The 26473-nt window shown below is 58.0% G+C and carries 22 protein-coding genes; 15 read left to right on the top strand and 7 right to left on the bottom strand.

Translation table 11 applies throughout. The features are described from left to right. Positions 1–20 precede the first annotated feature (20 nt). A complete protein-coding gene (locus tag AC0V6W_RS07580; RefSeq protein WP_486148708.1) occupies positions 21–1604 on the top strand; it encodes a sodium:solute symporter family transporter in 1584 nt (527 codons plus the stop codon). A 61-nt stretch (positions 1605–1665) separates the two neighbouring features. On the opposite strand, the gene AC0V6W_RS07575 is transcribed toward AC0V6W_RS07580, so the two are convergent. From AC0V6W_RS07575 to AC0V6W_RS07565, 3 genes are all read right to left on the bottom strand, one after another. Continuing rightward, positions 1666–2895 (bottom strand): aromatic ring-hydroxylating oxygenase subunit alpha, encoded by a 1230-nt coding sequence (locus tag AC0V6W_RS07575; RefSeq protein ID WP_486148706.1) that lies wholly within the window; start codon positions 2893–2895, stop codon positions 1666–1668. A gap of 177 nt (positions 2896–3072) precedes the next feature. Continuing rightward, positions 3073–5520, bottom strand: coding sequence for a TonB-dependent receptor (locus tag AC0V6W_RS07570; RefSeq protein ID WP_486148704.1), 2448 nt, complete (start codon positions 5518–5520; stop codon positions 3073–3075). 227 nt (positions 5521–5747) lie between these two features. Then, positions 5748–7037, bottom strand: a complete 1290-nt coding sequence (locus AC0V6W_RS07565) for an aromatic ring-hydroxylating oxygenase subunit alpha (protein WP_486148702.1) — start codon at positions 7035–7037, stop codon at positions 5748–5750. A 164-nt stretch (positions 7038–7201) separates the two neighbouring features. Between AC0V6W_RS07565 and AC0V6W_RS07560 the strand changes: the two genes are divergently transcribed. Both AC0V6W_RS07560 and AC0V6W_RS07555 read left to right on the top strand, forming a co-directional pair. Continuing rightward, on the top strand, positions 7202–7957 hold the full coding sequence (locus AC0V6W_RS07560) for an SDR family oxidoreductase (protein WP_486148700.1): 756 nt from the start codon (positions 7202–7204) through the stop codon (positions 7955–7957). Beyond that, complete coding sequence (locus AC0V6W_RS07555) at positions 7938–9236, top strand: spinster family MFS transporter (protein WP_486148698.1); 1299 nt, start codon at positions 7938–7940, stop codon at positions 9234–9236. Before AC0V6W_RS07560 ends, AC0V6W_RS07555 begins: the two co-directional genes overlap by 20 nt. Before the next feature lie 10 nt (positions 9237–9246). Here the strand turns inward: AC0V6W_RS07555 and AC0V6W_RS07550 are convergent, their stop codons facing one another. Continuing rightward, positions 9247–10011, bottom strand: a complete 765-nt coding sequence (locus tag AC0V6W_RS07550; protein ID WP_486148696.1) for an SDR family NAD(P)-dependent oxidoreductase — start codon at positions 10009–10011, stop codon at positions 9247–9249. Continuing rightward, positions 10011–10661: a glutathione S-transferase family protein gene (locus AC0V6W_RS07545; RefSeq protein WP_486148694.1), complete on the bottom strand. Its 651-nt coding sequence runs from the start codon at positions 10659–10661 to the stop codon at positions 10011–10013. The genes AC0V6W_RS07550 and AC0V6W_RS07545 overlap by 1 nt, the downstream gene beginning before the upstream one ends. Positions 10662–10771: 110 nt before the next feature. Between AC0V6W_RS07545 and AC0V6W_RS07540 the strand changes: the two genes are divergently transcribed. Genes AC0V6W_RS07540 through AC0V6W_RS07530 form a run of 3 tightly spaced genes read left to right on the top strand, consistent with a single transcriptional unit; the run spans position 10772 to position 14105 of the window. After that, the gene (locus AC0V6W_RS07540; RefSeq protein ID WP_486148692.1) at positions 10772–11944 is read left to right on the top strand and encodes an acyl-CoA dehydrogenase family protein; all 1173 of its coding nucleotides are present in this window, start codon (positions 10772–10774) and stop codon (positions 11942–11944) included. 32 nt (positions 11945–11976) lie between these two features. Then, a complete protein-coding gene (locus AC0V6W_RS07535; RefSeq protein WP_486148690.1) occupies positions 11977–12507 on the top strand; it encodes a PH domain-containing protein in 531 nt (176 codons plus the stop codon). Further along, entirely contained in the window at positions 12504–14105 is a 1602-nt protein-coding gene (locus AC0V6W_RS07530) for a PH domain-containing protein (protein ID WP_486148688.1), read from the top strand. Before AC0V6W_RS07535 ends, AC0V6W_RS07530 begins: the two co-directional genes overlap by 4 nt. Positions 14106–14132: 27 nt before the next feature. Here AC0V6W_RS07530 and AC0V6W_RS07525 read toward each other — a convergent pair whose 3' ends face one another. After that, complete coding sequence (locus tag AC0V6W_RS07525) at positions 14133–14438, bottom strand: GNAT family N-acetyltransferase (RefSeq protein ID WP_486148686.1); 306 nt, start codon at positions 14436–14438, stop codon at positions 14133–14135. 50 nt (positions 14439–14488) lie between these two features. Between AC0V6W_RS07525 and AC0V6W_RS07520 the strand changes: the two genes are divergently transcribed. Beyond that, a complete protein-coding gene (locus AC0V6W_RS07520) occupies positions 14489–15508 on the top strand; it encodes a threonine aldolase family protein (protein WP_486148684.1) in 1020 nt (339 codons plus the stop codon). Continuing rightward, positions 15505–16425, top strand: a complete 921-nt coding sequence (locus AC0V6W_RS07515) for a DMT family transporter (protein WP_486148682.1) — start codon at positions 15505–15507, stop codon at positions 16423–16425. The genes AC0V6W_RS07520 and AC0V6W_RS07515 overlap by 4 nt, the downstream gene beginning before the upstream one ends. Here AC0V6W_RS07515 and AC0V6W_RS07510 read toward each other — a convergent pair. After that, positions 16402–17202 carry a Rossmann-fold NAD(P)-binding domain-containing protein gene (locus AC0V6W_RS07510; RefSeq protein ID WP_486148680.1) on the bottom strand — a complete coding sequence of 267 codons (801 nt, stop codon included), beginning with the start codon at positions 17200–17202 and terminating at the stop codon, positions 16402–16404. The genes AC0V6W_RS07515 and AC0V6W_RS07510 overlap by 24 nt on opposite strands. Before the next feature lie 52 nt (positions 17203–17254). Here AC0V6W_RS07510 and pepN point away from each other — a divergent pair, with 52 nt between their 5' ends. From pepN to AC0V6W_RS07475, 7 genes are all read left to right on the top strand, one after another. Then, positions 17255–19909 (top strand): aminopeptidase N, encoded by a 2655-nt coding sequence (gene pepN / locus AC0V6W_RS07505; protein ID WP_486148678.1) that lies wholly within the window; start codon positions 17255–17257, stop codon positions 19907–19909. Further along, positions 19902–20654: a peptidoglycan editing factor PgeF gene (gene pgeF / locus AC0V6W_RS07500; protein ID WP_486148676.1), complete on the top strand. Its 753-nt coding sequence runs from the start codon at positions 19902–19904 to the stop codon at positions 20652–20654. Before pepN ends, pgeF begins: the two co-directional genes overlap by 8 nt. A 230-nt stretch (positions 20655–20884) precedes the next feature. Then, on the top strand, positions 20885–21460 hold the full coding sequence (gene petA, locus AC0V6W_RS07495; protein ID WP_486148674.1) for a ubiquinol-cytochrome c reductase iron-sulfur subunit: 576 nt from the start codon (positions 20885–20887) through the stop codon (positions 21458–21460). Positions 21461–21514: 54 nt separating this feature from the next. Continuing rightward, positions 21515–22894 carry a cytochrome b gene (locus tag AC0V6W_RS07490; protein WP_486148672.1) on the top strand — a complete coding sequence of 460 codons (1380 nt, stop codon included), beginning with the start codon at positions 21515–21517 and terminating at the stop codon, positions 22892–22894. A gap of 48 nt (positions 22895–22942) precedes the next feature. Beyond that, positions 22943–23797 (top strand): cytochrome c1, encoded by an 855-nt coding sequence (locus AC0V6W_RS07485; protein ID WP_486148670.1) that lies wholly within the window; start codon positions 22943–22945, stop codon positions 23795–23797. 140 nt (positions 23798–23937) lie between these two features. After that, positions 23938–24489, top strand: a complete 552-nt coding sequence (locus AC0V6W_RS07480) for an adenine phosphoribosyltransferase (protein ID WP_486148668.1) — start codon at positions 23938–23940, stop codon at positions 24487–24489. A gap of 78 nt (positions 24490–24567) precedes the next feature. Next, positions 24568–26457 carry a cation:proton antiporter gene (locus AC0V6W_RS07475; RefSeq protein WP_486148666.1) on the top strand — a complete coding sequence of 630 codons (1890 nt, stop codon included), beginning with the start codon at positions 24568–24570 and terminating at the stop codon, positions 26455–26457. The last annotated feature ends 16 nt before the right edge of the window (positions 26458–26473 follow it).

Genomic DNA, 26473 nt, shown 5'->3' with positions numbered 1-26473 from the left:
ACTTTGAGGGGAGAGTGGCAGTGACGCTCGAGACAATCGATATTGTGATTATTGCAGGGTATGCTCTGGCTCTGCTGGGCATCGCCTTGTTCGTCAGCCGCGAACCCAAAGGGCACGCCAAAAACACCGAAGATTACTTTCTGGCCGGGCGCGCGCTGCCGTGGTGGGCGATTGGGGCGTCGCTGATTGCATCCAACATTTCGGCTGAACAAATCATCGGCCAATCGGGCGAAGGGTTTGCCATTGGCATCGCGATTGCCGCTTATGAATGGCAGGCCGCGATTGTCCTGCTGATCGTGGCCAAATACTTCCTGCCAATCTTTCTGAAACGCCAGATTTACACGATGCCGCAATTCCTAGAGCAGCGCTATGGCACAGGCGTCAAAAACCTGATGAGCGTTTTCTGGGTGGCGCTTTACACAGCGGTGAATTTGACGGCGGTGCTTTGGCTTGGCGGTCTTGCGGTTGACACGCTGACCGGATGGGGCGTGATGCCCGCGATGATGGCCCTTGCGGCCTTTGCGGCGCTCTATTCGCTTTATGGCGGGCTGAAAGCCGTCGCTTTGACCGACATCATTCAGGTCGTGATCCTGATCATTGGCGGGCTCGCGATCACGTGGTTTGCGCTTGATGCGCTCCCTGCCGACGGGGCGTTCGCTGGATTTGGCTATCTCATGCAAGAGATGCCCGGCCACTTCGAGATGATCCTCGATGAAGGCGATAAGGGTTATGACAAATTGCCGGGGATCTGGACGCTGCTCGGCGGGTTGTGGGTGCTGCATTTCAGCTATTGGGGCTTCAACCAATACATAATCCAGCGCGCGCTCGGCGCGGAAAACCTTGGCGAGGCGCAAAAGGGCCTCGCATTTGCTGCGTTCCTTAAGCTGCTCGTTCCCTTTATTGTCGTCATCCCCGGCATCGCCGCGGTTATTCTGGCGCAGCAGGGAATGCTTGACGGAGCAGCCTTGGCCGAAAAGTCTGACCGGACTTACGGCCAATTGATGGGCTTTGCCCCCGCGGGCCTACGCGGATTGGTGTTTGCAGCCCTGATCGCTGCGATTGTGTCCTCGCTTGCATCAATGATGAATTCCATCTCCACCATTTTCACGATGGACCTGTACCGCCATTGGCAGCCTGAGCGCGATGAGAAGCACTATGTCACTGTCGGGCGCCTAACCGCTTTTGCCGCGATGATTATCGCGCTGGTGCTGGCGCGGCCGTTTTTGGGCGGGTTTGAAAGCGCGTTCCAGACTGTGCAGGAATACACAGGCTATATCGCACCGGGCATCGTGATTGTCTTCCTGCTCGGCTTTTTCGACAGGCGAGCGAATTCTGCAGGCGCATTTACCGCTTTGATCGGTTCGGTTGCGCTCAATTTGATCGTCAATGCTGCTTTGCCCGAATTGCCGTTCGTCGTTCGCATCTGGATTGTGTTCATGGTGGGAGTGGTTGCCGCGATGATTGTCTCGCGGATGACGCGGTCGCCGGATCAAGACCGCGTGGTTGATCTTGGCGATATGCGCTTTGATACCAGCGCCTTGTTCAACACATTGGCCGCGATCACCGTGGTTATACTCGCAGGGCTTTATGTGTGGCTGTGGTGAAGCGAGAGGGTTTGATACAGGCCCGCTCCCCGATTTATCCAGGTCCGCTGCGCGAGGCGGTCTACTCAGCCGCCTGCTGCGCCTGAGCGGCGAATATTTCGGCCAATTCCTCGTCTGAGGCATGGGTCAATTTCGCCGCCCATTGGTGAAAGACCTGCCCGCCGCGTTCGTTCTTGCCGAACAATACGTGGTCCATCATGCCCGACTGCAGAGCTTCGTGTTGGCGTTTGCCGGTCGCGTAATCCTCATCGCGCACAACGACTTCGAGAAAGTCAAATTGTTCATGCGCTGATTTGATGTCGGCTTCGGTTTCGGGCTGGTTTTCCATCACATAGAACTGCGTGGTGAAGCTTTCCCCCACGCTCTCGCCGGGGAACAATTGCGATATCATCGCTCCGCGCTGTCCGCCGCCATAAAAGCTGGCAATCGAGATATGCGGGAAGATCGTCCACACCCCTTGTGTCAGCGCGTCATCGGGCAATTGCTCATCGCTCATTTCAGACAGATCAAGCATTTCATCGCTGCCCGTTTTCTGCGCGAATTTTGAGGGGCTGGAGAGGCGTTGATGCGGACCCCAGAAAAAGTAATTGGCCCGGTTGAAGAAATCCGCGCCAAAGGTGTCTTTGTGCAGCACGGGCAGGTGGTAGAAATCGAGATAGCCATCATAGGCCGTCTTCCAGTTCGGCCCTGCCAATGTGCGCTGCGCAAACAGGGTCCACCCATCCAACCCGAACGCATCAAGCAGCGCGTCATAGCCGCACAGATAGTCCGGGATCGACAGTTTGGAATTGAGATCGAGAGTGGCCCAGATCAGCCCGGCGCTTTCATACACGGGAAACCGTTTGAGGCACAAAGCCGCCTTATCAACCGCGCCGAAATCCTTGGGCGACGCGACACCCACAAGATCGCCGTCATTCTTGAACGTCCAGCCATGATATCCGCACATGAACCGCGAAGCATTTCCGGTTGTCCCTGCCTCAACCACCGGATTGCCGCGATGCGAACACATGTTCAAAAATGCGCCCACTTTCCCATCGCGCTGCCGGGTCAAAAGCAGCGGCACTCCGCAAATTTCCATCGCTTTGTAATCGCCGGGCTCAGGCAATTCGCATGATGGCGCGACCATAAGCGGCAGTCGGCGGAAAATGTTGCGCTTTTCCAGGTCAAACAGATCAGGATCGGTGTAAGTGCTGGCCGGGATTTTGACAACTTCGTCGGCATATTCCATCGTATCAGCCGCGCCGTGATCAATCAGGCTGCGAGTCATAGTGATGAGTTGTTCGCGTGACATCTGTGCGCTCCTTGCAGTGCCATGGCCGCCCGCTCCCTCCACCCTTCCACCCGGATCATACTCCGGTGTGAAAATCCGGGTGGAAGGGTGGAGGGAGCGGGCGGCCATGGCCCTGTGAAAAAAAGAAAACGGACCCGAAAGCCCGCCTTCTTTTACAATATTATTCCGCCAGCCTCATCAGAAGCGGAAGCTAACCTCCGCAAAGATTTGGCGCCCGCGGTTTTGAGTCAGGATGATATCATCGCCGCCTACGGGCAGGAATGGCCGTCCGGCAGATGTGTTGGTCCAGATCTCGTCCGCCAGATTGTTGCCAACCACGGCAAGCTTCCATTTGCCATCAGCATCTCCGATCGAAACGCGCGCGTCAAATGTGACGTAGCCATCTTGGACAAAGTCGTTCAGCGAATCCTCATTGGTGATGTAATCATCTGAGAAAATTGCATTTCCGCCAAGGCCAAGTTCAAGGCTGCTGCCGACAGGGATCATCCAGTCAAACGCGACATTGCCTGACCATGTCGGCGCGCGGGCGGCATCACGGCCATCCAGATCAATGCCCGCCGATGTCACGAAGCTGTCAGTGAATGAGGCATCGAGATAAGCAATATTGCTCGATACGGTCAGACCTTCGACAGGAGTGCGCCAGCTAAATTCCAGATCCACACCCTGCGAAGTCAGTTCGCCAGCGTTCAAGGTAAGGAACTGGATGTTTACTGGATCAAAGTTTTGCACTTGAAGATCAGAGAACACGTAATGATACACCGTCGCGTTCAATGTGACTGTGCGATCTGCCCATTGCGATTTAACGCCAATCTCGCCGCCGATTGTTGTTTCAGAATCGAAGATAAGAGCGGAGAAATCGCCGGACAATGCCGCTGTGCTCAAGCTGGAAGACGGCAGCGCAGAATTATCAATGCCGCCCGATTTAAAGCCCGTTTTGAAAGAGGCAAAGATATTGATGTCATCGGCGGCCTGATATCTCAGCGTCACTTCGGGTGAGATATTGTCATCGGCAAAATCGATGGGACCAGAAAAGAACCCAGGAGCCACAAAGCCCGGGCCTTGCAGGAACAGATGCAGGAATGGCACGCTGATGGTTTGGGTTTTCTTCTCATCTGTGTACCGGACCCCGCCGGACAGTTCGAGATCGTCTGTCAGATCAAAGAAGACAGAGCCAAACACTGACAAAGCTTCGGTTTTGGTGACGTGGCGTTTGTCCCAGTCATAGGTGAAGCCAGTGATGGGATCGGCGCCGAGGAAGGATATGTTGACGGCTTGCTGCGCGGTGTCGAAGACAAAAGTGCGGTCCTCGTAGAATGCGCCCAGCATGAAATTAAATGCCCCGCCAAAATCGGACGTCAGCCGGACTTCTTGTGTGTATTGTTCAAGCTGGTTTTCAGGGTCAGAACAGCCCACACCGCCAGCGACAAATCCGCCTGCGCCATCGGGGAATTGTCCGCCATAGGAATAGCAATCAAAATCGACCGCATCGAGATCCAGAAAACCGCTGGTAGAAGTGAGTTTCAAGCTGTCTGACAGTTGTAGGTTAAACAGCAGGCGGCCAAAGAAAATCTCGGTTTCGCCGAATGGCACCCCATTGCGCCCCGCTGCCGGTGATGGTGTGGGAACTCCGGGCGCCAGGGGCGCTGCGGAATCGGGCAGGAAATAACGTTGATCGGTGTCGTTGCAGTCATAGCCCGGATCAATCAGGATGCCGCCCCCTAGCAGGGAGATCGGATCAGCTACGCCGTTCGCGCCGCAATTGAGATCTGAATGCTGGATTGCACCATCATTGGTGTTTTTCACATATTGCAGTTTGAGGTTAGCATCGAACATATCGCTCGGTTCAAAATCGAGCGTTCCGCGAATGATCAGATTGTCAGTCCCGCGGAACCGGCCATTGGCTGCTGGCGTGCCCTCCTGCAGCTCGACATATTCATCAATGTCATTCCATTGCGCCGCCAGCCGAATACCCAGTGTATCGGTGACAGGGCCAGAGATATAGCCGTTGAGCGTGTAGCCTTTTTCTTCAAATTCATATTGCGCGCGACCGCCCACTTCCCAGGTTGATGTCGGATCAGCGGAGCGGATCGCAAACACACCAGCGGATGCCGATTTACCAAAGAACAAGGATTGCGGACCCTTTAGGACATCGATCTGCTGGGTGTCGAAAAAGCCAGCCTGCACAAGGCGCATGGTCGAGATTTGCACTCCGTCAAAATCGAACGCGACCGCGCTGTCAAAAGCGGCGGAGATGTTGGAAGAGCCAACTCCGCGCAAGGACAGCTGACCGCCCGAACCCGATCCGCCGACCTGCACGTTCAGTGTCGGCACACGCCCCACAACATCGGCGACCTGATCAACGCCATATTGCTCGAGCACTTCGCCGCCGATTGCGGTCACGGTCACGGGCACTTCCTGAAGGGTTTCGTTCTGCCGCCGCGCCTGAACGATGATCACAGGCGTTTCCGCTTCGTCTGTGGCGGATGCCTCGATCACTTCGGCATCCTGCGCAAAAGCAGCTTGGGGCATTGCGACCAGCGCCGTGGCCGCTGCACTGCCCATCAAAGCGCGGCGCGCGGTGCGTGTCAGATTGCCAGAGGCATTGCGGGCGTGAAGTGTGATCATGTGTGTCTCTCCCTTGTGAGCGGCGCGTGACGCCGACCCATTTCCCCAGCCGCCGCTGCTTTAGATGCAACGGTGAAGCTATGATTGGAGTGTATGGAGGACCAAGAGCGCGCTCATCTAGCAAAAGCGCTAGGCAGAGTTGCAAAATGCGTCATTTTGGCCACAAAGCGCGATTTATACTCAATGCCGTAGCGTCATCTTACGTAAACGGAAGGCGTGAGTGGCGGTTATTGCGCCGCCTGCAACTCGCCGCGGCGCGGATCATTGGGGTGCACCCAGTCATCGCCAATCACTTGCTCAACGCGCAAATCAGCAGGCACATTGTCGGTCCCGATCATGTTGTCGCAGCTCTGGTGGAAGGAATAGATGCGCGCTTCCTGATAGGATAGCGGCACGGACCTGAACGCAGCGCTTTGCATCGATTGCTGGATTGCTTCGCCAAATTGCGTGTCTTCCAAAATGATCGGGCTCATATTGCGGCCATTGGGAGAGGCCGGGTCAGGCACCGTCCAAAGATCAGGCGGCGGCCCATCACCCCAGTCGGGCGCCATCGTCACCAGCTCAAGCCGGGTGGTGGTCAGCGATGTTGGCCAGAACACCAGCGGGGGGACGAAATAATTCGACAAAGGCGACACCCAATTGGGAAACAACGTATAGCTTTGTGTGCATGTCCGGCCAAGCTCCCCCACGGTCTCAATTTCCTGCCATTCAGGCGGGCTGTCGAGCGCGCGAACATGTTCCCGGTCTGTGTTTTCGGGTGCAGGGGCGAGCATGCGCGCATGGCCATTGGGGTAGAGCGTGTTGTAATTCCGCTTGGGATCAACGAGCGGCGCAACCGTATGGGGATGGATAAAAGGGACATGGTAAACTTCCATGTTCGCTTCCATCGCGACTTTCCAATTGCAATTGAGATCGAACGAATAGCGCGCGGCAAGGCGCACTTTATCAAACGCGAATTCATCCCATTCCTGCATCAGCGGGCCAAGCCACTGGGTGAGCGGCATCGCGTCATCGTCAAAGTTCACAAAGATGACATTGCCCAGCATTTCGCACCGGACCGGGATCAGCCCCCGGCAGCTCATGTCAAAATCTTCGGGGAAATCCTGGCGTTCGGGCACGCCCACCAAAGTGCCATCGGTTTTGTACGTCCAATTGTGATAGCCGCACATCAACCGCGATGATTTGCCGCGATCCTGTGTGACAACGGGCGCGCCGCGGTGCCGGCAAGTGTTGTAAAACGCGCGCACCTCGCCGTCCATGCCGTGCACAATGACAATCGGATCGCCCGCATTGTGCCAGCGCATATAGCAGCCGGGTTCGGGGATCTCGTCTATATGGCCTGCAAACAGCCAGCTTTTGCGAAAGATATGTTTCTGTTCGAGCGCGTAATATTCTGCGCTCGTATACCGGGCTGCGGGCATATCGGGCAGCTTTGGAAAACCTTCAGGCGGGGCAGTGCGCTTCCCTTCCCATTCCATCAGAGCTTTAAGGCGCGCAATTTCAGCAGCGTCGATCATTGGCGTGTTCTCCCGCCTGCAAATTTACGCGAAGCGCACAGGGATGCACCTCACACTTTTCTCATCGCTTTAGTGAGTGGCGCGCGCCGCTCGCCTGCCTAGTCTGCGCAAGAAAGAGGCAGGCTTTTGGGAGAGAGCAATTGGCAGGACGAGTTGAGGGGCGCGTGGCTCTTGTTACAGGCGGCGCAATGGGTCTGGGCAAAGCGGATTGCGAAAGGCTTGCCGCAGAAGGTGCAAAGGTTATCGTAACCGACCGCGAGGTGGAACTGGCGCATACAGTCGCCGACCAGATCGGCGGCGATGCCATGGCGCTGGATGTGACCAATGAAGGCCAATGGATCGACGTGATGCAGGCGGTGCAGGAACGCCATGGCGGGCTTGATATCCTCGTCAACAATGCAGGCAATGTGATCTTTGAGAATATCGAGGATTGTTCGCTCGATCATTTCAAGCTGCACCTTGATATTCATGTCAACGGCACATTTCTGGGGTGCAAATATGCGCTGCCTTTGATGAAGCATCGGCACAAGACCAATGGCGGCGGGGGTTCTTCCATCGTCAATATGGCATCAACCGCTGCCCTGATGGGATATCCGATGATCCCCGCCTATACTGCGGCCAAAGGCGCGATTTCTTCGATGACGCGCTCCATCGCGCTGCACTGTCAGGATGAAGGATACGGCATTCGTGTGAATGCGCTTGCGCCCGGCGGCATTGAAACGCCGATGGTGATGGAAGTGTCAGGCCGGGCGGGCGAAGCGCCAATGGAAATACCCGCAGGCCCGCTGCCCATGGATGGGCTGGGCCATCCCAATGATGTGGCGGGCTGCGTTTTGTTTCTGGCAAGCGATGATGCGCGGTTTTTGAACGGTCTTACGATCCCTGTCGACAATGGCCTTGATGCCAGACCCCACCACTAAACCGCCTGAGACAGCATCTCGCAGCAGCTGGCTCGTACTGGCCCTGCTGACGCTCGTCAGCATGTTTTCCATCGCTGACAGGTTGGTTTTTTCGATCCTGCTTGAGGATATCAAGGCAGAGTTTGCTTTTTCCGATGGCGAGATCGGCTTGCTTGGCGGTCTGGCGTTTGCGCTGACTTATGTGATCGCAGGCTTTCCCGCCGCGCGGCTGGCGGACAGATCGGTGCGCAAGAACATTGTCTCTGCCGCCATCACGTTCTGGAGCGCCATGACCGCTCTGTGCGGGCTTGCGACAGGGTTCTGGACATTGTTTGCCGCGCGCACAGGTGTGGGCGTTGGCGAAGGGTGCTCTGGCCCTGCATCACAAAGCCTGGTGGCCGATTATTTCCCGCGGGCAGAATTGGCCAAGGCTATGGGGTTTCTCACTATCGGCGCGACCATGGGCACAGCGGGCGGGTTGATTGTGGGCGGACAGTTGAACGAGCTGTTTGGATGGCGCTGGGCGTTTGTGCTGATGGGGCTGCCCGGCATGATCATCGGGGCGATCGTCTATTTCACCGTGCGTGAACCTTTGCGCGGCCGGTTCGCCCCTGATGATGCCAAGATTGAGCAGCAACCGCTTTTGGAAACCGCAAAGACACTTGCGAAAAACCGCGTGTTTATGGGGCTGGCGGTCGGTTGGGCGGTGCAGATCATGATCGGCTATGCGCTCGCTTTCTGGATGGCGGCTGTGATGATCCGCAATTTCGGCATTTCCAGCGGGGATGTGGGGCTTTATCTCGGCCTTGCTTTCTTTATCGGCGGCGTGCCGGGGCCGATATTGGGCGGATATATCGCAGGTTGGCTGACCCGGCGCGATGAACGCTGGCGCGCTTGGATGCCGGGCATTGTCAGCCTTGGCTGCGTGGTGCCGCTCGCGCTGAGCCTGTCATCAAGCGGGTTCTGGCCGTTCCTTGGCTTTTTCGCGGTTGCATATGCGATTTACGTGATGAGCCAGGCCCCGATCCTGTCCGGCATTCAGGCGGCGGTGGAGCCGGGCCAGCGCGGATTTGCGGTCGCGATTGCGCTGTTCTTCAACAATCTGGTGGGTCAGGCCCTGGGTCTTGCTGTGATCGGGTGGGTCAGCGATTGGCTCGCGCCCACGCAAGGGTCACTGTCGCTGACGATTTCTGTGTTCGGCGTGTGCCTTGTATCAGGCGTGATCGCCATGGCGGTGTTTGCCTGGACGGCTGCGCAAATGCGTTCCAGCGGGTATCTGGAGCGGATGCAATCGGAATGAAAGTCTGCCCTTAGAAACCGGGATGGATCGACAAGGCGCCCCCATCCACCAGCATTTCAGCGCCGGTCATAAATGGGCATTCATCCGAGGCGAGAAAAGCAATCGCCGCCGCCGTTTCTGCCGGATCACCCAGCCTGTTCATCGGAGACGTTGCAGCAACAGCAGCTTTCAGGCCCGGCACGGCCTGTTCTGCCGCGTTCAAAATGCCCGTCTCGGTCGCGCCGGGGATTACGGTGTTGCAGCGAATATCATACCCTTTTTGCGCGCAATGGACCGCGATGCTTTTGGAAAGCACGCCCACCGCGCCCTTGCTCGAACAATAGGCCGCATCGCCCGGCAATGCGGCCATAGCAGACGTGGACGCGATGTTGATGAGCGCCCCTTTTGACCCGCCCGGATTGGCTTTCATCGCAGCAATGGCCGCGCGGCATCCCGCCATCGTGCCTTTAATATTGACGCCGTAGGTCTGATCCCAAAGCTCATCGGTCACGTCCTCGATCGAGGCCTGCGAGATGATCCCTGCATTGTTGACAAGAATATCGAGCCTGCCGAACATCTCGACCGCTTGCCCGATTATCTGCGGCCAAAGCGCGGTGTCTGCCACATCCTGAACCGCAAAGCCTGCGCCGACCTTTTCGCAAACGGGCCTGCCATCCGGGTTTACATCTGTGCCCAGCACATCTGCCCCATCTGCGGCGAGGCGTTTGACTGTGGCGGCTCCAATCCCGCTCGCGCAGCCAGTGACTATGGCGACCTTGCTCGAAAGGTCCGGCATTATTCCGCCTCTTGCCAAACCGCAGCGCTGGCCCGCGCGTTATGGGTTTCGACAAAGCGGGCAAGATTGTCTGTCCCCTCTGGCAGTTTCCACCCGACAGTGAACCCGAAATTGGCAAAGCAAAACATGAGGAGGTCGGCAAATGTAAACCGGCCAAGCGCAAGATTGTTGCTATCGCCCAAGACGCCATCGAACATCCGCCACTTCTCGTCAGAAATGGCCGACAATTCTGCGCCTGCTTCTGCGCTCACCACGCTCATGCGGGGCTCAAACATCGGGCGGCCTGCGCCGGCGCGAAAGCCCATGGTCATTGGCACAACGACTTCCTGATCGAACAATCGCGCCCATTTGCGCACTTCGGCGCGCTGGGCTGCGGTCTCGCCAAACAGATTGGGGGCGGGGTGCTGTTCTTCGATAAATTCGCAAATAGGCCAGCTTTCAGTAAGGCAGGTGCCATCGTCCAGTTCCAGCGTGGGGATCGTGCCTAGCGGGTTTTTGGCCAGATAGTCTGCGCTTTGCCGGTTTTCGCCGGTGATGATGTCGTAGTGAACCCGTTCAAAGTCCTTGCCCTCTTCCAATCCCTTTTCGCTCATAAACATGCGCACAAGACGCGGGTTTGGCCCCAGACTGGAATGGAGTTTCGTCATCATCACTCTCCTAAATTTGAAATTGCGCGCGATCCTATGCTTTTGAAGCTTGCCCGTCGCCCTCACAAATGCGCTAGGGGACGCGGGTAAATTGACAGGGACATGATGCTGACATGGATTTCCAACTGACCGATGACCAGCGCGAGCTGAAAGAGACCGCGCGCAAATTTGCCCGCAGCGAACTGACAGATCTCGCGCGCGATATGGAGGTTAAGGACTATCCGGTCCCGCATGACATGCTGCGCACTTATGGCGAAATGGGCTTTCTCGGTGTGAACTTGCCAGCCGAATATGGCGGGCTGGGCCTTGGTCATCTCGAAGCTTTGCTGGTGCTCGAAGAATTTGCGCAAGTATCCAATGCGGTGGCGTTTCCCGTGTTCGAAGCGCTCACCGGCCCAGTGCGCACAATCGACCGTTTTGGCTCTCCCGAAATGAAAGCGCGTATCTTGCCCGAAGTTATCAAAGGCGAAAAAATCGTCGCGGTGTCAATGTCGGAACCCGATGCAGGAACCGCGCTGACCGATCTGACGACCAAAGCCGAAGCGGACGGCAATGGCTATGTCGTCAACGGATACAAGCGCTGGACCAGCGGCGGTGGGCATTCCGATTATTACGTCACCTATGCGCGGTTCTCCGACGATCCGGGCGCAAAGGGGATCGGCGCGATCCTGCTGGAACGCGACATGGAGGGCATGAATTTCGGAAAGCGCGAGGAATTGATGGGATTTCGCGGCATTCCCACGGCCGATTTTGCCATCGACAATGTGAAAGTATCGCACGAAAATGTGATCGTGGGCGCAGGCGGTTTCGGCAAATTGATGAGCGCGTTCGGGCTCGAGCGCTGCGGCAATGCCACCCAATCACTGGGCGTTGCGGCAGGCGCGCTCGAACAGGCGCTAGAATACACGCAGGAACGCAAAGCTTTTGGCAAACCCATCGTCGATTTTCAGGCGGTGCAGCTGAAACTGGCTGATATGGCGATGAAAGTGGATGCCGCGCGCCTGCTGATCCACCGGGCTGCGATCAACGCGTCTTCGCAGGATGATGGCCTGCCCACCGTCTATGAAAGCAGCCTGGCCAAATGTTTTGCCAATGAAATCGTGCGCGATGTTGCAGCGCTGGGCATGCAGGTGATGGGCGGATATGGCTATCACACCGAATACGGGATGGAGCAGCGTCTGCGCGATGCCTATGCCTGGGGGATCGCAGGCGGCGCTATTGATGTGCAGAAAACCAATATCGCCAGCGCGATGATCGGGCGGCGGTTTAACCAGCGCGCGTCTTGATCTGACCTGCCGCCTTGTCCACATAGAGCCGCATGGAAACACCCCTTTCTGCCGATGCTGCTGCGCCGTCCATCCCTGGCACCGTTGATGATAGCGCGGATCTGACCAAGCTTGATCCCAATTATGTGAACGCTTTGCGGGTTTCGGCCATGCTCACCTCGCTGGTGCTGCTGATTGGCGCTCTGGTGGCCGAAAGCGCGATTTTGCCTGAGACCGGCATGCCGCCGGGCGTGGTGGGCGGCGTCACTTTGCTGTTGTGCGCGTTCTGGATCATCCGCGTGCCTGCGCGCCGCTATGCCGCGCGCGGCTATCAGATCAGCGCTGACCGGCTCCGCGTGGTGCGCGGGATTTTGTGGCATTCCGACACGGTCGTGCCGTTTGGCCGCGTCCAGCATATTGATGTTGATCAAGGCCCGGTTGAACGGTTTTTCAACATCGCCACGCTAACGGTCCATACCGCTGGCAATCACAATGCCTCGGTGCATTTGCCCGGCCTCAATCATGATCTGGCCAAAGACATGCGCGAGGAAATTCGCGCTCATATCAAACGGGAAACCCTGTGAGCGAGAGCGTTCCGCCCGTTCCCAATTCCGCCGCCGCTGACCCTGAAACGCAGCCACAGCGCACCGCCCCGTTAAGCGTTCTGGTGGGCGCGTTATCGGGCATTCGCAATGCGATCTTTCCCGCGCTCGCCGCCGCGTTTGGCAGCGGGATTGATGGCTATGGCCTTATCATCGGGCTGGGCATTGGCGGGTTCATCATCGCGATGGGCGCGCTTGCCAGCTATCTGCGCTGGCGCAAACTCACTTACACCGTCGGGGAAGCCGATATCAGGGTAGAAAGCGGCATTCTCGGCCGCACCGCGCGTTCTGTCCCCTATGAACGGATACAGGATGTGAGCCTTGAGCAAGCTTTACTGGCACGCGTGTTCGGGCTTGCATCTGTGAAATTTGAAACTGGCGCTGGCGGAGGGGATGATCTGGCGCTGGCTTTCCTTAAGCTCGAAGATGGCGAGGCGCTGCGCGAACTTGTGCGCGAACGCCGCGATGATCCCGGTTCAATCACATCGGCGGCGGCTGAGATGGCCGGGCAAAGCGGTGAAGGAGCGGCGGCTGGCGCGCCCGAGACGCCATCTGAGACGCCATCTGAAACCCTGTTCGCCATGGACACAGGCCGCCTGTTCACTTTTGGTCTGTTTGAATTTTCGCTGGCCGCGTTTGCGGTGGTGCTGGGCCTGCTGCAATATGCTGACAACTTTCTGGGCGTGGATTTTTGGGAAGTGGATTACTGGCGCGCTTTGGCTGAAGAACAGGGCGGCTGGCTGCTTGAACTGGGTTCGAACATGGCCGCGATTGGCGCGGTTTTGGGGCTGTTATCGGTGATAGTCATTGGGTCTGTCACGGGCCTGCTGCGCACATTCAGCCGCGAATGGGGATACACTCTGGAGCGCACCGCGCGCGGGTTTCGGCGGCGGCGCGGGCTGTTTACAAAAACGGATGTGGTGATGCCTGTTCACCGGGTGCAGGGCGTGAAAGTGGGCACGCGCTGGTTTCGCTACCGGTTCGGCTGGCACAATTTGAAATTCGTCAGCCTCGCCCAGGATGCAGGCGCGGCCAGCCATGTGGTTGCCCCTTTTGCAAAGCTGGATGAAATCGCCCCGATTGTGGCCGCAGCAGGCTTTCACCTGCCCGATACAGATGCGCACTGGCACCGCGCGACGCGCGCTTACCGAACGGACAGCATGATCGGCGATGCGCTGCTCTTTATATTGGCAGCCTTTGCAGCGGGGATCGGTTCAAGCTTTTATGCGCCGGAATGGACGCCGCTTGCGATTGCTGTGCCCTTGGTTCTGGCAGCCATATCTGCCGCGATTGCAGGCTTTGCCTGGCGGTTTAAGCGGCACAGTCTTGATGCAAGCCAGGTGATGGTGATGAACGGCGTGCTTGCCCCCAAAAGCCAATATGCAAGCCGCGTCAAACTGCATTCTGCTGAGATTTCCCGCGGACCAATTGCGCGGCTACGCGGCTATGCGACTTTGCATTTGGGGCTTGCAGGGGGTGAATTGTCGATCCCCGGCATCCCTGCCGAGCGTGCAAGAGAAGTCCGCCGCGAAGTGCTCGAAACCATTGCCGGGACGGATTTCTCGAGGTTGGAAGCTTAGGTGCCGGGCCATAGCGACCTCTTCTAGTTAGACCCGCAAGTCAGCCCAATCGGGATTGCGATCAAATTTGCGCGCGACATACCAGCATTGCGGATCGATTTTGAAACCCTGTTCGCGCGCATCGGCGATCAGCGCTTCGACCAGCCGTGCAGCAACCCCGCGTCCGCCAATTTCATCGGGCACAATCGTGTGTGTTGCGACCCGAACATTATCGCCGCGCGGCTCCCATTCGAGATGTCCGGCCGCGCTCTTTCCTGCCACTTTCGCGGTGTATTTGCCGCCGGCACCGCGGCGTTCATGGGTAATGGTGACGTCCGTTTGCGTGCCGCTCATATCTGTTCTCCTGCTTGCACTTGGCTCTATCGGGGTTAGAGGCGGTTGCGATGACTGATGTGAAGCCTTTCCTCTCCGATAACGCTGCGCCCGTCCACCCCGCCGTGTGGGAAGCGATGCGTGCCGCTGACAGCGCTGACAACCCTTATGATGGCGATGCCTTGTCCGCCCGGTTGGATGAGCGTTTCACCGATCTGTTCGGACGCGAATGCGCGGCAATGTGGGTGGCAACGGGGACAGCGGCCAATTGTCTCGCGCTTGGCACTATGGTCCCGCCGCACGGCGCGGTGGTGTGCCACGAAGAGGCGCATATCGAAGTGGACGAAGGCGGCGCGCCCGGATTTTACCTGCACGGCGCAAAGCTGATCCATGCATGCGGGCAAGGCGCGCTGCTTTCGCCAGATGACATCGCAGCCGTAATCGACCCCATTCGCGATGATGTGCATCAGGTGCAGCCTCATGCGATCAGCATCACGCAGGCAAGTGAATATGGCCGGACTTACACGCCGGGTCAGCTTTGCGCGCTTGGCGAGTTTGCCAAGACACGCGGGCTGAGTCTGCATATGGACGGCGCGCGCTTTGCCAATTCGGCAGCGTTTCTGGGCGGCGATGCGAAAGATGCGGCGCGAAAAGCTGCCGGCCCTGCCGATAGCCTCGCCTTTGGCTTTATCAAAAACGGCGGCATGAGCGCTGAGGCGGTGGTGCTGTTCGATACCGAACACGCAGCGCAAGTGCGCTATCGCCGCAAACGCGCCGGCCACCTTCAATGCAAGGGGCGCTATCTCGCCGCGCAAATCCTTGCGATGCTCGAGGATGATGTGTGGCTTACCAATGCGCGCCATGCAAATGCCGCGGCAGCCGAGATTGCGGGCGCATGCGGTGAGCGATTGATGCACGCGGTCGAGGCGAACGAGCTGTTTGTGCGCCTGACGCCAGCCGAACGCGAAACTTTGCGCGCGCAAGATTTCGCATTCTACGATTGGGGCGCGGATGCCGCGCGGTTTGTCACCGCATGGAACACGCGCGAAGACAATGCGCGCGCCCTTGCCAGGGCAATCGCAAACCTATGAGCGCGACCGCAGCGACATTGCTGAGCCCGCGCGTTATCATCCCGTTTCTGCTGACCGGCACAATCTGGGGTTCGACCTGGCTGGTGATTACTGGCCAGATTGACGGCGTGCCTGCTGCATGGTCGGTGTTCTACCGGTTTGCCCTTGCGACGCCGGCTTTGTTTCTTGTGGCCTTTGTGATGAAGCGGCGGCTGAAGCTCACCCGGCCTGAACATTATCTCGCCGCATTGATTGGCATTTTCCAGTTCAGCGGCAATTTTCTGTTTGTTTACAACGCGGAATTGTATGTGACATCAGGCATCGTCGCCATGATGTTCGGTTTGCTGATGGTGCCCAATGCGCTGCTTGGGCGGCTGTTTCTGGGGGAGCGGGTGCAAAGCGGATTTGTTATCGGCAGCGCTGTCGCGATCGTTGGCGTGTCGTTCCTGCTCGCGCATGAATGGCTGAGCAACCCGCAGGCGGGCGTTGTTGGCGGCAATCCGGGACTTGGTATTGTGCTTGCGATGCTGGGCATTGTCGCGGCCTCTGTTGCCAATGTCATTCAGGCCAATCCGACAGGGCGCGGCGTGCCGATGGTCAGCCTGCTTGCATGGGCAATGCTGTATGGGACGATGTTTGATTTGGGCTTTGCATACCTCACCGCAGGCCCGCCGCCTTTGCCGACTTCGCCGCAATATTGGGCTGGCATTGTCTATCTGGCGCTGATCGGTTCAGTGGTTACGTTCCCGCTCCATTACAATCTGGTGCGCGAGATTGGAGCAGGCCGCACTGCGTACAATTCGATCCTGACGATTTCGGTGGCGATGGCCCTGTCGACCCTGTTTGAGGGTTATGAATGGACGTGGCTCACGGCAGCCGGAATGGTTTTGGCGGTGGTGGGCATGGTGCTTGCGCTAAGGGCGAAGCAAACTCGATAATCCGTCGGCATAGGTCGGATACTGAGGCTGCCAGCCCAGCACCCGTTTGGCTTTGCCATTCGCAACCCGGCGGTTCTCAGCATAAAATCCGCGCGCCATTTCTGACAGGTTTGCCTCTTCCAGAGTTTCAAGCCTAGGAGGCTCCAGCCCCAGCAATTGGCAGGCATATTCGGTGACCGCATTGCCGCTTGCGGGGAAATCATCGCCCAGATTGTAAGCGCCCGGCGGTGCGTCCTGGATCAGCGCACGGGCAATTCCGCTCGCAATATCATCGACATGAACGCGGCTGAACACTTGGCCCGGCAGGTCAATCCGCCGCGCTTTGCCGTCTTTCACCCGGTCAAGCGCGCTGCGCCCCGGTCCGTAAATGCCGGGCAAACGAAATGCGTGTGCGCCCATCTCCAGCCAAGCTTTGTCCGCCTCGGCCCGCGCGTTCCGGCGGCCAGCGCCTGTTTGTGCCACCGTGGGCGTTGCCTCATCCACCCATGCGCCTTGCTGATCGCCATAGACCCCGGTCGAGGACAGGTAGAAAAGAGAGCGCCCGTCCAGCTCCGTGCCAAAGGCAGCGAGCACTGGATCATCTCCTGTTGTCCGATCTGGCGGGACCGAGGAAAGGATATGGGTGGCTTTGTCCAAAGCGCCGAGCACCGCATCGCGGTCAGCAAACTCGAGATCGCCGTCGCTGCCCGTTGCATCTACGCTCCACCCGGATGCCTCGACCGCAGCCTTGATCCGTTTTGCTGTGTAGCCAAGGCCAAATATCAACAAATTTGCCATGGGCGGGGCTGTGCCGCTGGACGTGGGCTGAAATCAACCTAAATCCGCAGACATGGATATCGCAACAACACCGCAAAACCCCGAAGGCAACCCCGAAATCGCCGATGCTGCGCGGGGTCCGCAGCAGCCGCCGGTGATCCTGCGGGAAGATTATCAGCCCTTTGGATGGTTGTTGCCAGCGACCAGACTGCATTTTGATCTGGGTCTTCAATCCACGCGCGTTACTGCCACTCTAGCGCTGACACGCAATCCAGCTGCCAAGCCTACAAACAAACTGCGCCTGAACGGTGATGGTCTGACCGCAGACAGCGTGCAAGTTGATGGCGCGCCCACAGATGATTGGGAAATGGATGGGCCTGACCTTGTCCTCACATTGGCCGGCGACGCGCACGAAGTTACCATAACCACCACCATTTGCCCCGATCAGAACACCACTTTGATGGGGCTGTATGCATCGGGCGGTATGCTGTGCACTCAGTGCGAGGCCGAAGGGTTCCGGCGGATCACGTTCTTTCCGGACAGGCCGGACGTGCTGTCCACGTATTCGGTGCGGATGGAAGGTGACAGGGGCGCTTTCCCTGTTCTGCTGTGCAATGGCAACAAAACGGCGCAAGGCGATCTGGAAGATGGACGCCACTTTGCCGAATGGCACGATCCCTGGCCCAAGCCATCCTATCTGTTCGCGCTGGTCGCCGGGCAGTTGGTGGCAAAATCCGGCCCGTTCACTACGCAATCGGGCCGCGAGGTGGAATGCAATATCTGGGTGCGCGCAGAGGATATGGAGCGCACCGATCACGCGCTCGCATCGCTCCACCGGTCGATGAAATGGGACGAGGAGACATTCGGGCGCGAATACGATCTGGACCTCTACAACATCGTGGCCGTATCCGATTTCAATATGGGCGCGATGGAGAATAAGGGCCTCAACGTCTTCAACACCAAATATGTGCTGGCCGATCCCGACACGGCGACCGATGATGATTTTGACGGCGTCGAGGGGGTGATCGCGCACGAATATTTCCACAATTGGTCAGGCAACCGGATCACCTGCCGCGACTGGTTTCAGCTGAGCCTGAAAGAAGGCTTTACCGTGCTGCGCGATCAATTGTTCAGCCAGGATATGCGCGGGCAGGCGGTTAAGCGGATTGAGGATGTGCGCATCCTGCGCGCCGCGCAATTCCCCGAAGATGCAGGCCCTTTGGCGCATCCGATCCGGCCCGATAGCTACCGCGAGATCAGCAATTTCTACACCGCGACTGTCTACAACAAAGGCGCCGAGGTCATCCGCATGATGCGGTCCATGGCGGGCGAAGAGGCCTTCCGTAAAGGCACTGACCTGTATTTCGACCGCCACGATGGCGAGGCCGCGACTTGCGAGGACTTTATCAAAGCCATCGAAGAAGGTGCGGACCTTGATCTGGAACAGTTCCGCCTGTGGTATCGTCAGGCGGGCACTCCCACGCTTACGGTGCGCCAGGACGTGTCAGGCGATACGCTCACCCTGCACCTTTCGCAGACGGTCCCCGCCACTCCCGGCCAGCCCGACAAAAGCCCCATGCCCATCCCGCTTCGCGTGGCCGTGCATTCACGGCAGGCACGGGCGCTGGGCGAAGAGCGTTTGATTGTGCTGAACGAGGCAGAGCAGTCGTTTGATCTGCCGCTTGCCGGGCCTGATCCGGTCTTATCCATCAATCGCGGCTTTACCGCGCCCATCACCGTGTCGCGCGAATTGGCGCGGGATGATCTGGTGTTTCTGGCAGGTCATGATGATGATCCCTTCGCCCGCTATGAAGCGATGCAGGAACTGGCCGTAGCGCATTTGATTGAGGCGGCTGAGGGCGTAGCAAATGCCGAAAGCGAGGCGGCCATTATCGAGGCTTTCCGCGGGATCTTGACCGATGAGGCGCTGGACGATGCCATGCGCGGCGAGCTGATGATGCTGCCAAGCGAAACCTATCTATTTGAAGCTATGGCAACGGGCGCGCGCAAGGCTGATCCGGGCGCGATCCACACTGCGCGCCAGACATTGAAAGCTGCCATAGCCGCCGCGTGCGCCAGCGAATTGGGCGAGCTTTACGGGCGGTGTGAGACCACCGCTTTCACCGATCCGGCCGGGCGCGGCGCGCGCAAGGTCAAAACGCAGGCTCTCGTCTATCTCGCCGCAAGCGATCCTCAATTTGCAGGCCAGCTTGCCGCGCGGCAATATGACAATGCCGATAATATGACCGATCGGCAGGGCGCGATGATGGTGCTCGCAGGTCTCGATGTGCCCGAACGCTCCGCCAGGCTCGCAAGCTTCTATGACCGGTTCAAAGGCAATGATCTGGTGATCGACAAATGGTTCACTTTGCAGGCGCTGTCGCTGCACGATGATGTGATCGATCAGGTCCAAAATCTCGCCAGTCACCCCGATTTCACCATGAGCAATCCGAACCGCGTGCGCTCGCTTTACATGGCGTTTGCAGGCAATCCGAAAGGCTTCCACGATGCATCGGGCGCTGGTTATCGGATGATTGCCGATGTGATCCTGGCGCTGGACCCGATCAATCCGCAAACCGCAGCCCGGTTTGTATCCCCGCTTGGCAAATGGCGGCGGATAGAGCCGGGCCGGGCCGCGCTGATGAAGGGAGAGCTGGAACGGATTGCTGCGGCGGACAATCTGTCGCGCGATACATTTGAGCAGGTTTCGCGCTCGCTTGATGGTTGAGTTTGATATTGAACGTTCGCCAGCGTTGGGCGATGTGCCGCACGGATTTTTCGGATCGGGCGGCGGCGCGCATCAGTTTGGCTATGGCGGGCCGGGCGATCCGGCCAAGATCGCGAAGCTGCGCTTGGCCGCCGCGCACGCCACCGCGCCGCAAAGCCAGATCGCCATGCCGCATCAGGTCCATTCGCCCGATGTTGTCACAGTGACCAAGCCTTGGGCCGATGACCCAGAAGGCCGCCCGGTGGCAGATGCGCTTGTTACTGCGGTGCCGGGCATCGCCATCGGAATTGTCACTGCCGATTGCGCGCCGGTCCTGTTTGCCGATTCGCAAGCGGGTATTGTGGGTGCGGCTCATGCCGGATGGCGCGGCGCGCATGGGGGCGTTTTGGAAAACACCATCGCTGCGATGGAAGCTTTGGGAGCAAAACGCACGCAAATCTCAGCCGCTATCGGACCAACCATCGCGCAGTCGAGTTACGAGGTGGATGCGCCTTTCCGCGCGCATTTTACCCCCGGCGATGATGCGCATTTCAAACCCGCACCCATGCGCGATAACACTGCCAGATGGCTGTTCGATTTGCCCGGATACACTGCTAAAATTCTTGGAAAATCAGGGATTTCGAAGATTCATGACATCGCACGGGATACTTTTGCACAGGCCGAGCGTTACCACTCGTACAGACGAGCATCTTTTGCCGCCGAACCGGGATATGGACGCCAGATCAGTTTGATCGCGATCAGCTGAAACAGGGCAGACATTCTTGCGCGCAAGCGAACACGGGATGCTTAAAACACTGTTGGATTTATCGAGCGAGTTGGCTATGCGCCCTGCGCGCAACTACGAAACAACGCATTTACGCGGATTTCTTGGTTGCCGGGGATTAACGCAAGGCTTTTCGGCAAAGCAGTGTTGAACAATGGATTGAACGCACTGGCGATGCGCGAGTGCGGCTAAACGAGCAGGATATTAAAGCGATGGCTGATATCGACGGCGTGGCAACAGCGCCTGAAGCAAGTCTCAACGCAGAAGACGGCGTTCGCCGCCGCGACTGGATCCACATTGCCGCGGTCAGTACCGCAGGTGTGGGCGGGGCGGCTGTGGTCTTCCCGCTGGCAGCGCAAATGGCCCCAACCGCAGATGTGCTCGCCGCATCCACCACCATTGTCGATGTCGCCTCGGTCCAACCGGGTCAGGCAATCAAGGCTGTCTTTCGCGGGCAGCCTTTGTTCATTCGCAAACTGACCGCTGAAGAAGTCGCCGAAGCCAACCAGGTCGATGTCGGCTCGCTCAACGATCCGCAAACCCTGGCTGAGCGCACCAAAGAGGGCAATGAAGACATGCTCGTCACTATGGGCGTGTGCACCCATCTCGGCTGCGTGCCGCTGGGCGCTGCTGATGGCGAGAATAAAGGCGAATTTGGCGGCTATTACTGCCCTTGCCACGGATCGCACTACGACACGGCTGGCCGCATCCGCAAAGGGCCTGCGCCAACCAATCTGCAAGTTCCCGAATACCAATTTACGTCCGAAACCGTCATCCGGGTCGGATAAGAAGCCGTATCTTATCAAGCTATCGTGCCAAAGAATATTAGTTGAGAGAACGTCATGAGTTTCGCCTGGGCAAAACAGTACGAACCAAAATCGGCTTTCACACAGTGGATTGACGAAAAATTGCCGCTGCCGCGCATGGTCTATAACGCCATTGGCGCTGGCTATCCGGTGCCGCGTAATCTCAACTATATGTGGAATTTCGGCGTGCTCGCCGGGTTCTTCTTGATGGTGCAGATCATCACCGGCGTTATTCTCGCGATGCATTATGCGTCAAATACCGGCGTTGCCTTTGCTCAGGTTGAGCACATTATGCGCAATGTGAATTACGGCTGGGCGATGCGATACGCGCATGCCAATGGCGCCAGTTTCTTCTTCATCGTCATCTATCTGCACATTTTCCGCGGCCTGTATTATTCTTCTTACAAAGCCCCGCGTGAGATGATCTGGCTTTTGGGTGTGGTTATCTTCCTGTTGATGATGGCAACCGCGTTTATGGGCTATGTCCTTCCCTGGGGTCAGATGAGTTTTTGGGGTGCAAAAGTGATCACCGGTCTGTTCGGTGCGATCCCGTTCATTGGTGAGCCGCTGCAAATCTGGCTTGTGGGCGGATATGCTCCCAACGATTCCACGCTGAACCGGTTCTTCTCGCTGCACTTCCTGCTTCCCTTTGTGATTGCCGGTGTGGTTATCCTCCACATCTGGGCGCTTCACATTCCCGGATCGTCCAATCCGACGGGCGTTGAAGTGAAAAAGCAAAGCGACACGGTGCCCTTCCACCCCTATTACACCGCCAAAGACGGCTGGTTCTTGGGGCTGGTTCTGATCATCTTCTCGTTCTTCGTGTTCTTCCTGCCCAACGTGCTGGGTCACCCGGATAACTATATCGAAGCAAACCCGCTTTCGACGCCCGCACACATCGTGCCCGAATGGTACTTCCTGCCGTTCTACGCGATCCTGCGCGCCTTTACCGGCGATCTGGTAATCCCGTTCACAGGCATCGTTCTCATCGAAGCAAAGCTTTTGGGCGTGATCGGCATGTTCGGTTCGATCCTTGTGTGGTTCTTCCTGCCATGGCTCGACAAAAGCCCGGTGCGTTCGGGTTCTTACCGTCCGCTGTTCAAGAAGTTCTTCTGGTTCGGCCTGATCCCGACCATGGCTGTGCTGACTTATTGCGGCGGCGCGGCGGCGGAACAGCCTTACGTTCTGCTCAGCCAGATCTTCACCGCGTATTACTTCCTGCACTTCCTCGTGATCCTGCCGATCATCAGTCAGATCGAGATACCCAAGCCATTGCCATTTTCCATCACCGAAGCGGTGCTGGGTTCTGACAATGACAAGCCGGGTTCCGGTGGGACAGGTTCTGGTGGCACACCGGCTGCCGCTGGCAGGCCAGCAGGCGATCTGCCCGGCGGCGAACTGCAACCGGCTGAATAAGCGCGCACGCTCTATCCATTTGATCCGATAATTAGAAAGAGTTCGGTCATGACAATCCGCCTTGGAGCCATTCTTTTCGGCCTGGTCCTCACCGGTATTCTGGTGTTCTGGTCCTTGGTCCCGGATACGCTCAAATATTCGACCCCGGAAAAGCCGAATTACTACGCTTTTCAGGAAGACAATATCTCGCCTGAGGGTGGGTTCTCTTTCGATGGGCCTTTGGGCAAATGGGACGTGGCGCAATTGCAGCGCGGCTATCAGGTTTACAAAGAGGTCTGCTCGGCCTGTCACAGCCTGAAATATGTTGCGTTCCGCAATCTTGAACAGCTTGGGTACACCGATGCCGAAGTCCGTGCAGAGGCGGCCACCTGGAACGTTCCCGGCATTAACCCGGAAACCGGCGAGGAAGCTTTGCGCCCGGCAGAGCCGACCGACCATTTCCCGTCGCCCTACGCGAATGACGTGCAGGCGCGCATTTCCAACAACAACGCTCTGCCGCCGGACTTGTCGCTGATCACCAAAGCGCGCCCTGATGGGGTGAATTATGTCTATTCGTTGATGCAGGGCTATAACGAGCCTGATCCCGAAGACGTGGCAAAATCGCCTGATTTTGAAACGCCATCGGGCCTCTATTTTAATGAGTATTTTTACAACGTAAACATCGCGATGCCGCCGCAGCTTTACCCCGATCTGATCACCTATGCAGACGGCAAAGAAGCCACGGTTGAACAAATGGCGCAAGACGTCACCGCGTTCCTCACATGGACCGCAGAACCGTCGCTGATTGCGCGCAAGCAAACGGGTTGGTTTGTCATTGGCTTCCTCGCCTTTGCGACGTTCCTTGCGTTTATGTCGTACAAACAGATCTGGGCCGGCGCGAAGCCGAAGAAGAAAAAAGCCTGATCTCACTCCTGTAAAACTTGGTCTTATATCCGAGCGCCTCATCCTCTGCTTGCAGATGGTGGGGCGCTCTGCTTTGTGGGGCGGGCTGGTGCGTGGGCGCAGACCGCGTCCTGCCGAACTGGCCAATTTGAAGGATATCTATGAGCGCGCCGCAGCTTGTCCCCGATGATCTCAAATCGCTGATCCGAACCGTGCCCGATTTCCCCGAGCCCGGTATCCAGTTCCGCGATATCACCACGCTGATCGGCCACCCCCAAGGTTTCGCCGCGAGCGTCGATCTGCTGGCGCAGCGCGCGAAAGCGGCGGGCGCGCAGAAGATCGCCGGGATGGAAGCGCGCGGCTTTATCTTTGGCGCGGCGGTCGCCGTGGCGCTGGGCGTGGGCTTTGTCCCGGTGCGAAAGCCGGGCAAGCTGCCCGTTAAAACCATCGGAGTGGATTACGCGCTCGAATACGGGACAGACCGGCTGGAAATGGACCCCGGCGCTGTGGCGGATGGCGAGCGTGTCGTGATCGTCGATGATCTGATCGCCACGGGCGGCACCGCGATTGCGGCCGCGCAATTGCTGCGCGATGCAGGCGCAAAGGTCAGCCATGCCGTGTTTGTGATCGACTTGCCCGATCTGGGCGGCGCGCAAAAACTGCGTGAAGATGGGCTTGAGGTTGAAATCCTGATGCAGTTCGAGGGCGATTGAGGGGGCATGATGGATGACGCCTTGGAACTATGTGCACTCGCCGATCATTGGTCCTTTGTGAAAGCGCGAAAACTCTAAATGGAAAGCCAGGCACTTGTGATCGCGACTGTGGGCGCGCTGGGTATTGGCGCGCAATGGATCGCCTGGCGCACTGGCTATCCCGCGATTGTCCTGATGCTGGCCGCTGGCTTTCTTGCTGGGCCTGTCACAGGCCTGATTGATCCCACGATCGCTTTTGGAGATGTGCTGGAGCCGATGATCAGCGTCGGCGTGGCGCTGATCCTGTTCGAAGGGGGATTAAGCCTCGATCTAAGAGAGCTTAAACATTCAGGCAGCGCGGTGTGGCGATTGGCGACCATCGGGGTCGCCGTTGGCTGGGCGCTGGGCGCTGCGGCGTGTTATTACATTGCCGGGCTGCAATTCCCCGTCGCGGTGTTGTTCGGCGGCATTCTGATTGTGACAGGGCCAACGGTTGTGATCCCGCTGCTGCGCCAATCGAATATCCAAACCCGGCCCAATTCGATCCTGAAATGGGAAGGGATCGTCAACGATCCGACCGGCGCATTGTGCGCGGTTATCGCCTATGAGTTCTTCCGCAGACGGCAGGATTTCCCCGAAGCGTCGATCTTTGAAGTGGTCCCCCCGCTTATCATCGCGGCGATCCTCGCAGGGCTGGTGGGTTATGCCGCAGCGCGTCTGGTGGTCTATCTGTTCCCGCGCGGGGCTATCCCTGAATTTCTTAAAGTCCCCGTCCTGTTCACCATGGTCATCGCGGTGTTTGTGGCGACCAATGCGATCGAGCACGAAGCGGGCCTTGTTGCCGTAACAGTGATGGGCATCACGCTGGCCAACCGGGATGTCGCCAGCATCCGGTCTATTCATCCGTTCAAGGAAAACATCGCGATCCTGCTGGTATCGGGCATTTTCATCCTGCTTGCCTCCTCGCTCAAATGGGAGGAATTGGCCTATCTCGACCCGCGCGAGGAAGTGGGGCAGCGCCTGCTCGCTTTCCTGCTAGCGCTGCTGTTCCTCGTCCGCCCCGCGACTGTCCTCATCAGCCTTATTGGCACCAATGTCCCGTGGAATGAGCGTTTGTTTGTCGCCTGGATCGCGCCGCGCGGTATTGTGCTTGTTGCAATTTCGGGCCTGTTCGCGCTGCGTTTGGGTGATCTTGGCATCGAAGGCGGGCAATTGCTCACCGCGCTCAGCTTTGCCGTGGTCGTTATCACGGTGATTGCGCATGGCTTTACCATTGAACCTGTTGCGCGCTGGCTGGGGGTGAAAGGCACATCGCGGCCCGGCCTGCTGATCGTGGGCTCCACGCCTTGGACGATTGCACTGGCTCAGGAAATGAAAGCGCTCAAAACGCCTGTCATGGTGGTCGATTCCTCGTGGCAGAAACTGGGCGCTGCGAGGCGCGAGGGGCTGCCATTTTATCACGGCGAAATCCTGAACGAGGCAACCGAACACAATTTGGATCTCTCGCCTTTTCAGGTGCTTGTCGCTGCCACCGATAACGAGGCGTATAATGCGCTGGTTTGCAATGAATTCGCGCATGAAATCGGCCGCGACAGCGTCTATCAATTGGGCGAAAGCGCGGATGAAGAAGACCGCCACGCGCTGCCGATGAGCATTCGCGGGCGCGCTTTGTTTGAAAGCGGCTTTGGCGTGAATGACGTGAATGATCGTCAATTGGCAGGATGGGTTTTCCGCAAGACCAAACTGTCTGAAGAGTTCGATTTTGAACAAGCGCAGGAAAAACTGCCAGACAGCGCCAATATGCTGTTGCTGGTGCGCGCTGATGGCGCTTTGCGCTTCTTCACCCATGCCGCAAGGCCCGAACCGCGCGCGGGCGATACCATCATTTCATTCTTGCCGCCGCAGTTGAAAAACCCCGAGGGCAAACCCGCCGAAAAACCCGACCCAAAACCGGGCAGCAGCGCCGCATCGGGCGCACAAACCGCATAAAATGGCACCAAAGGAC

The sequence above is a fragment of the Erythrobacter sp. JB1-7 genome (assembly GCF_057365015.1).
The sequence above is the reverse complement of the archived record's forward strand: the minus strand, read 5'-3'. Positions and strand labels throughout refer to the sequence as shown.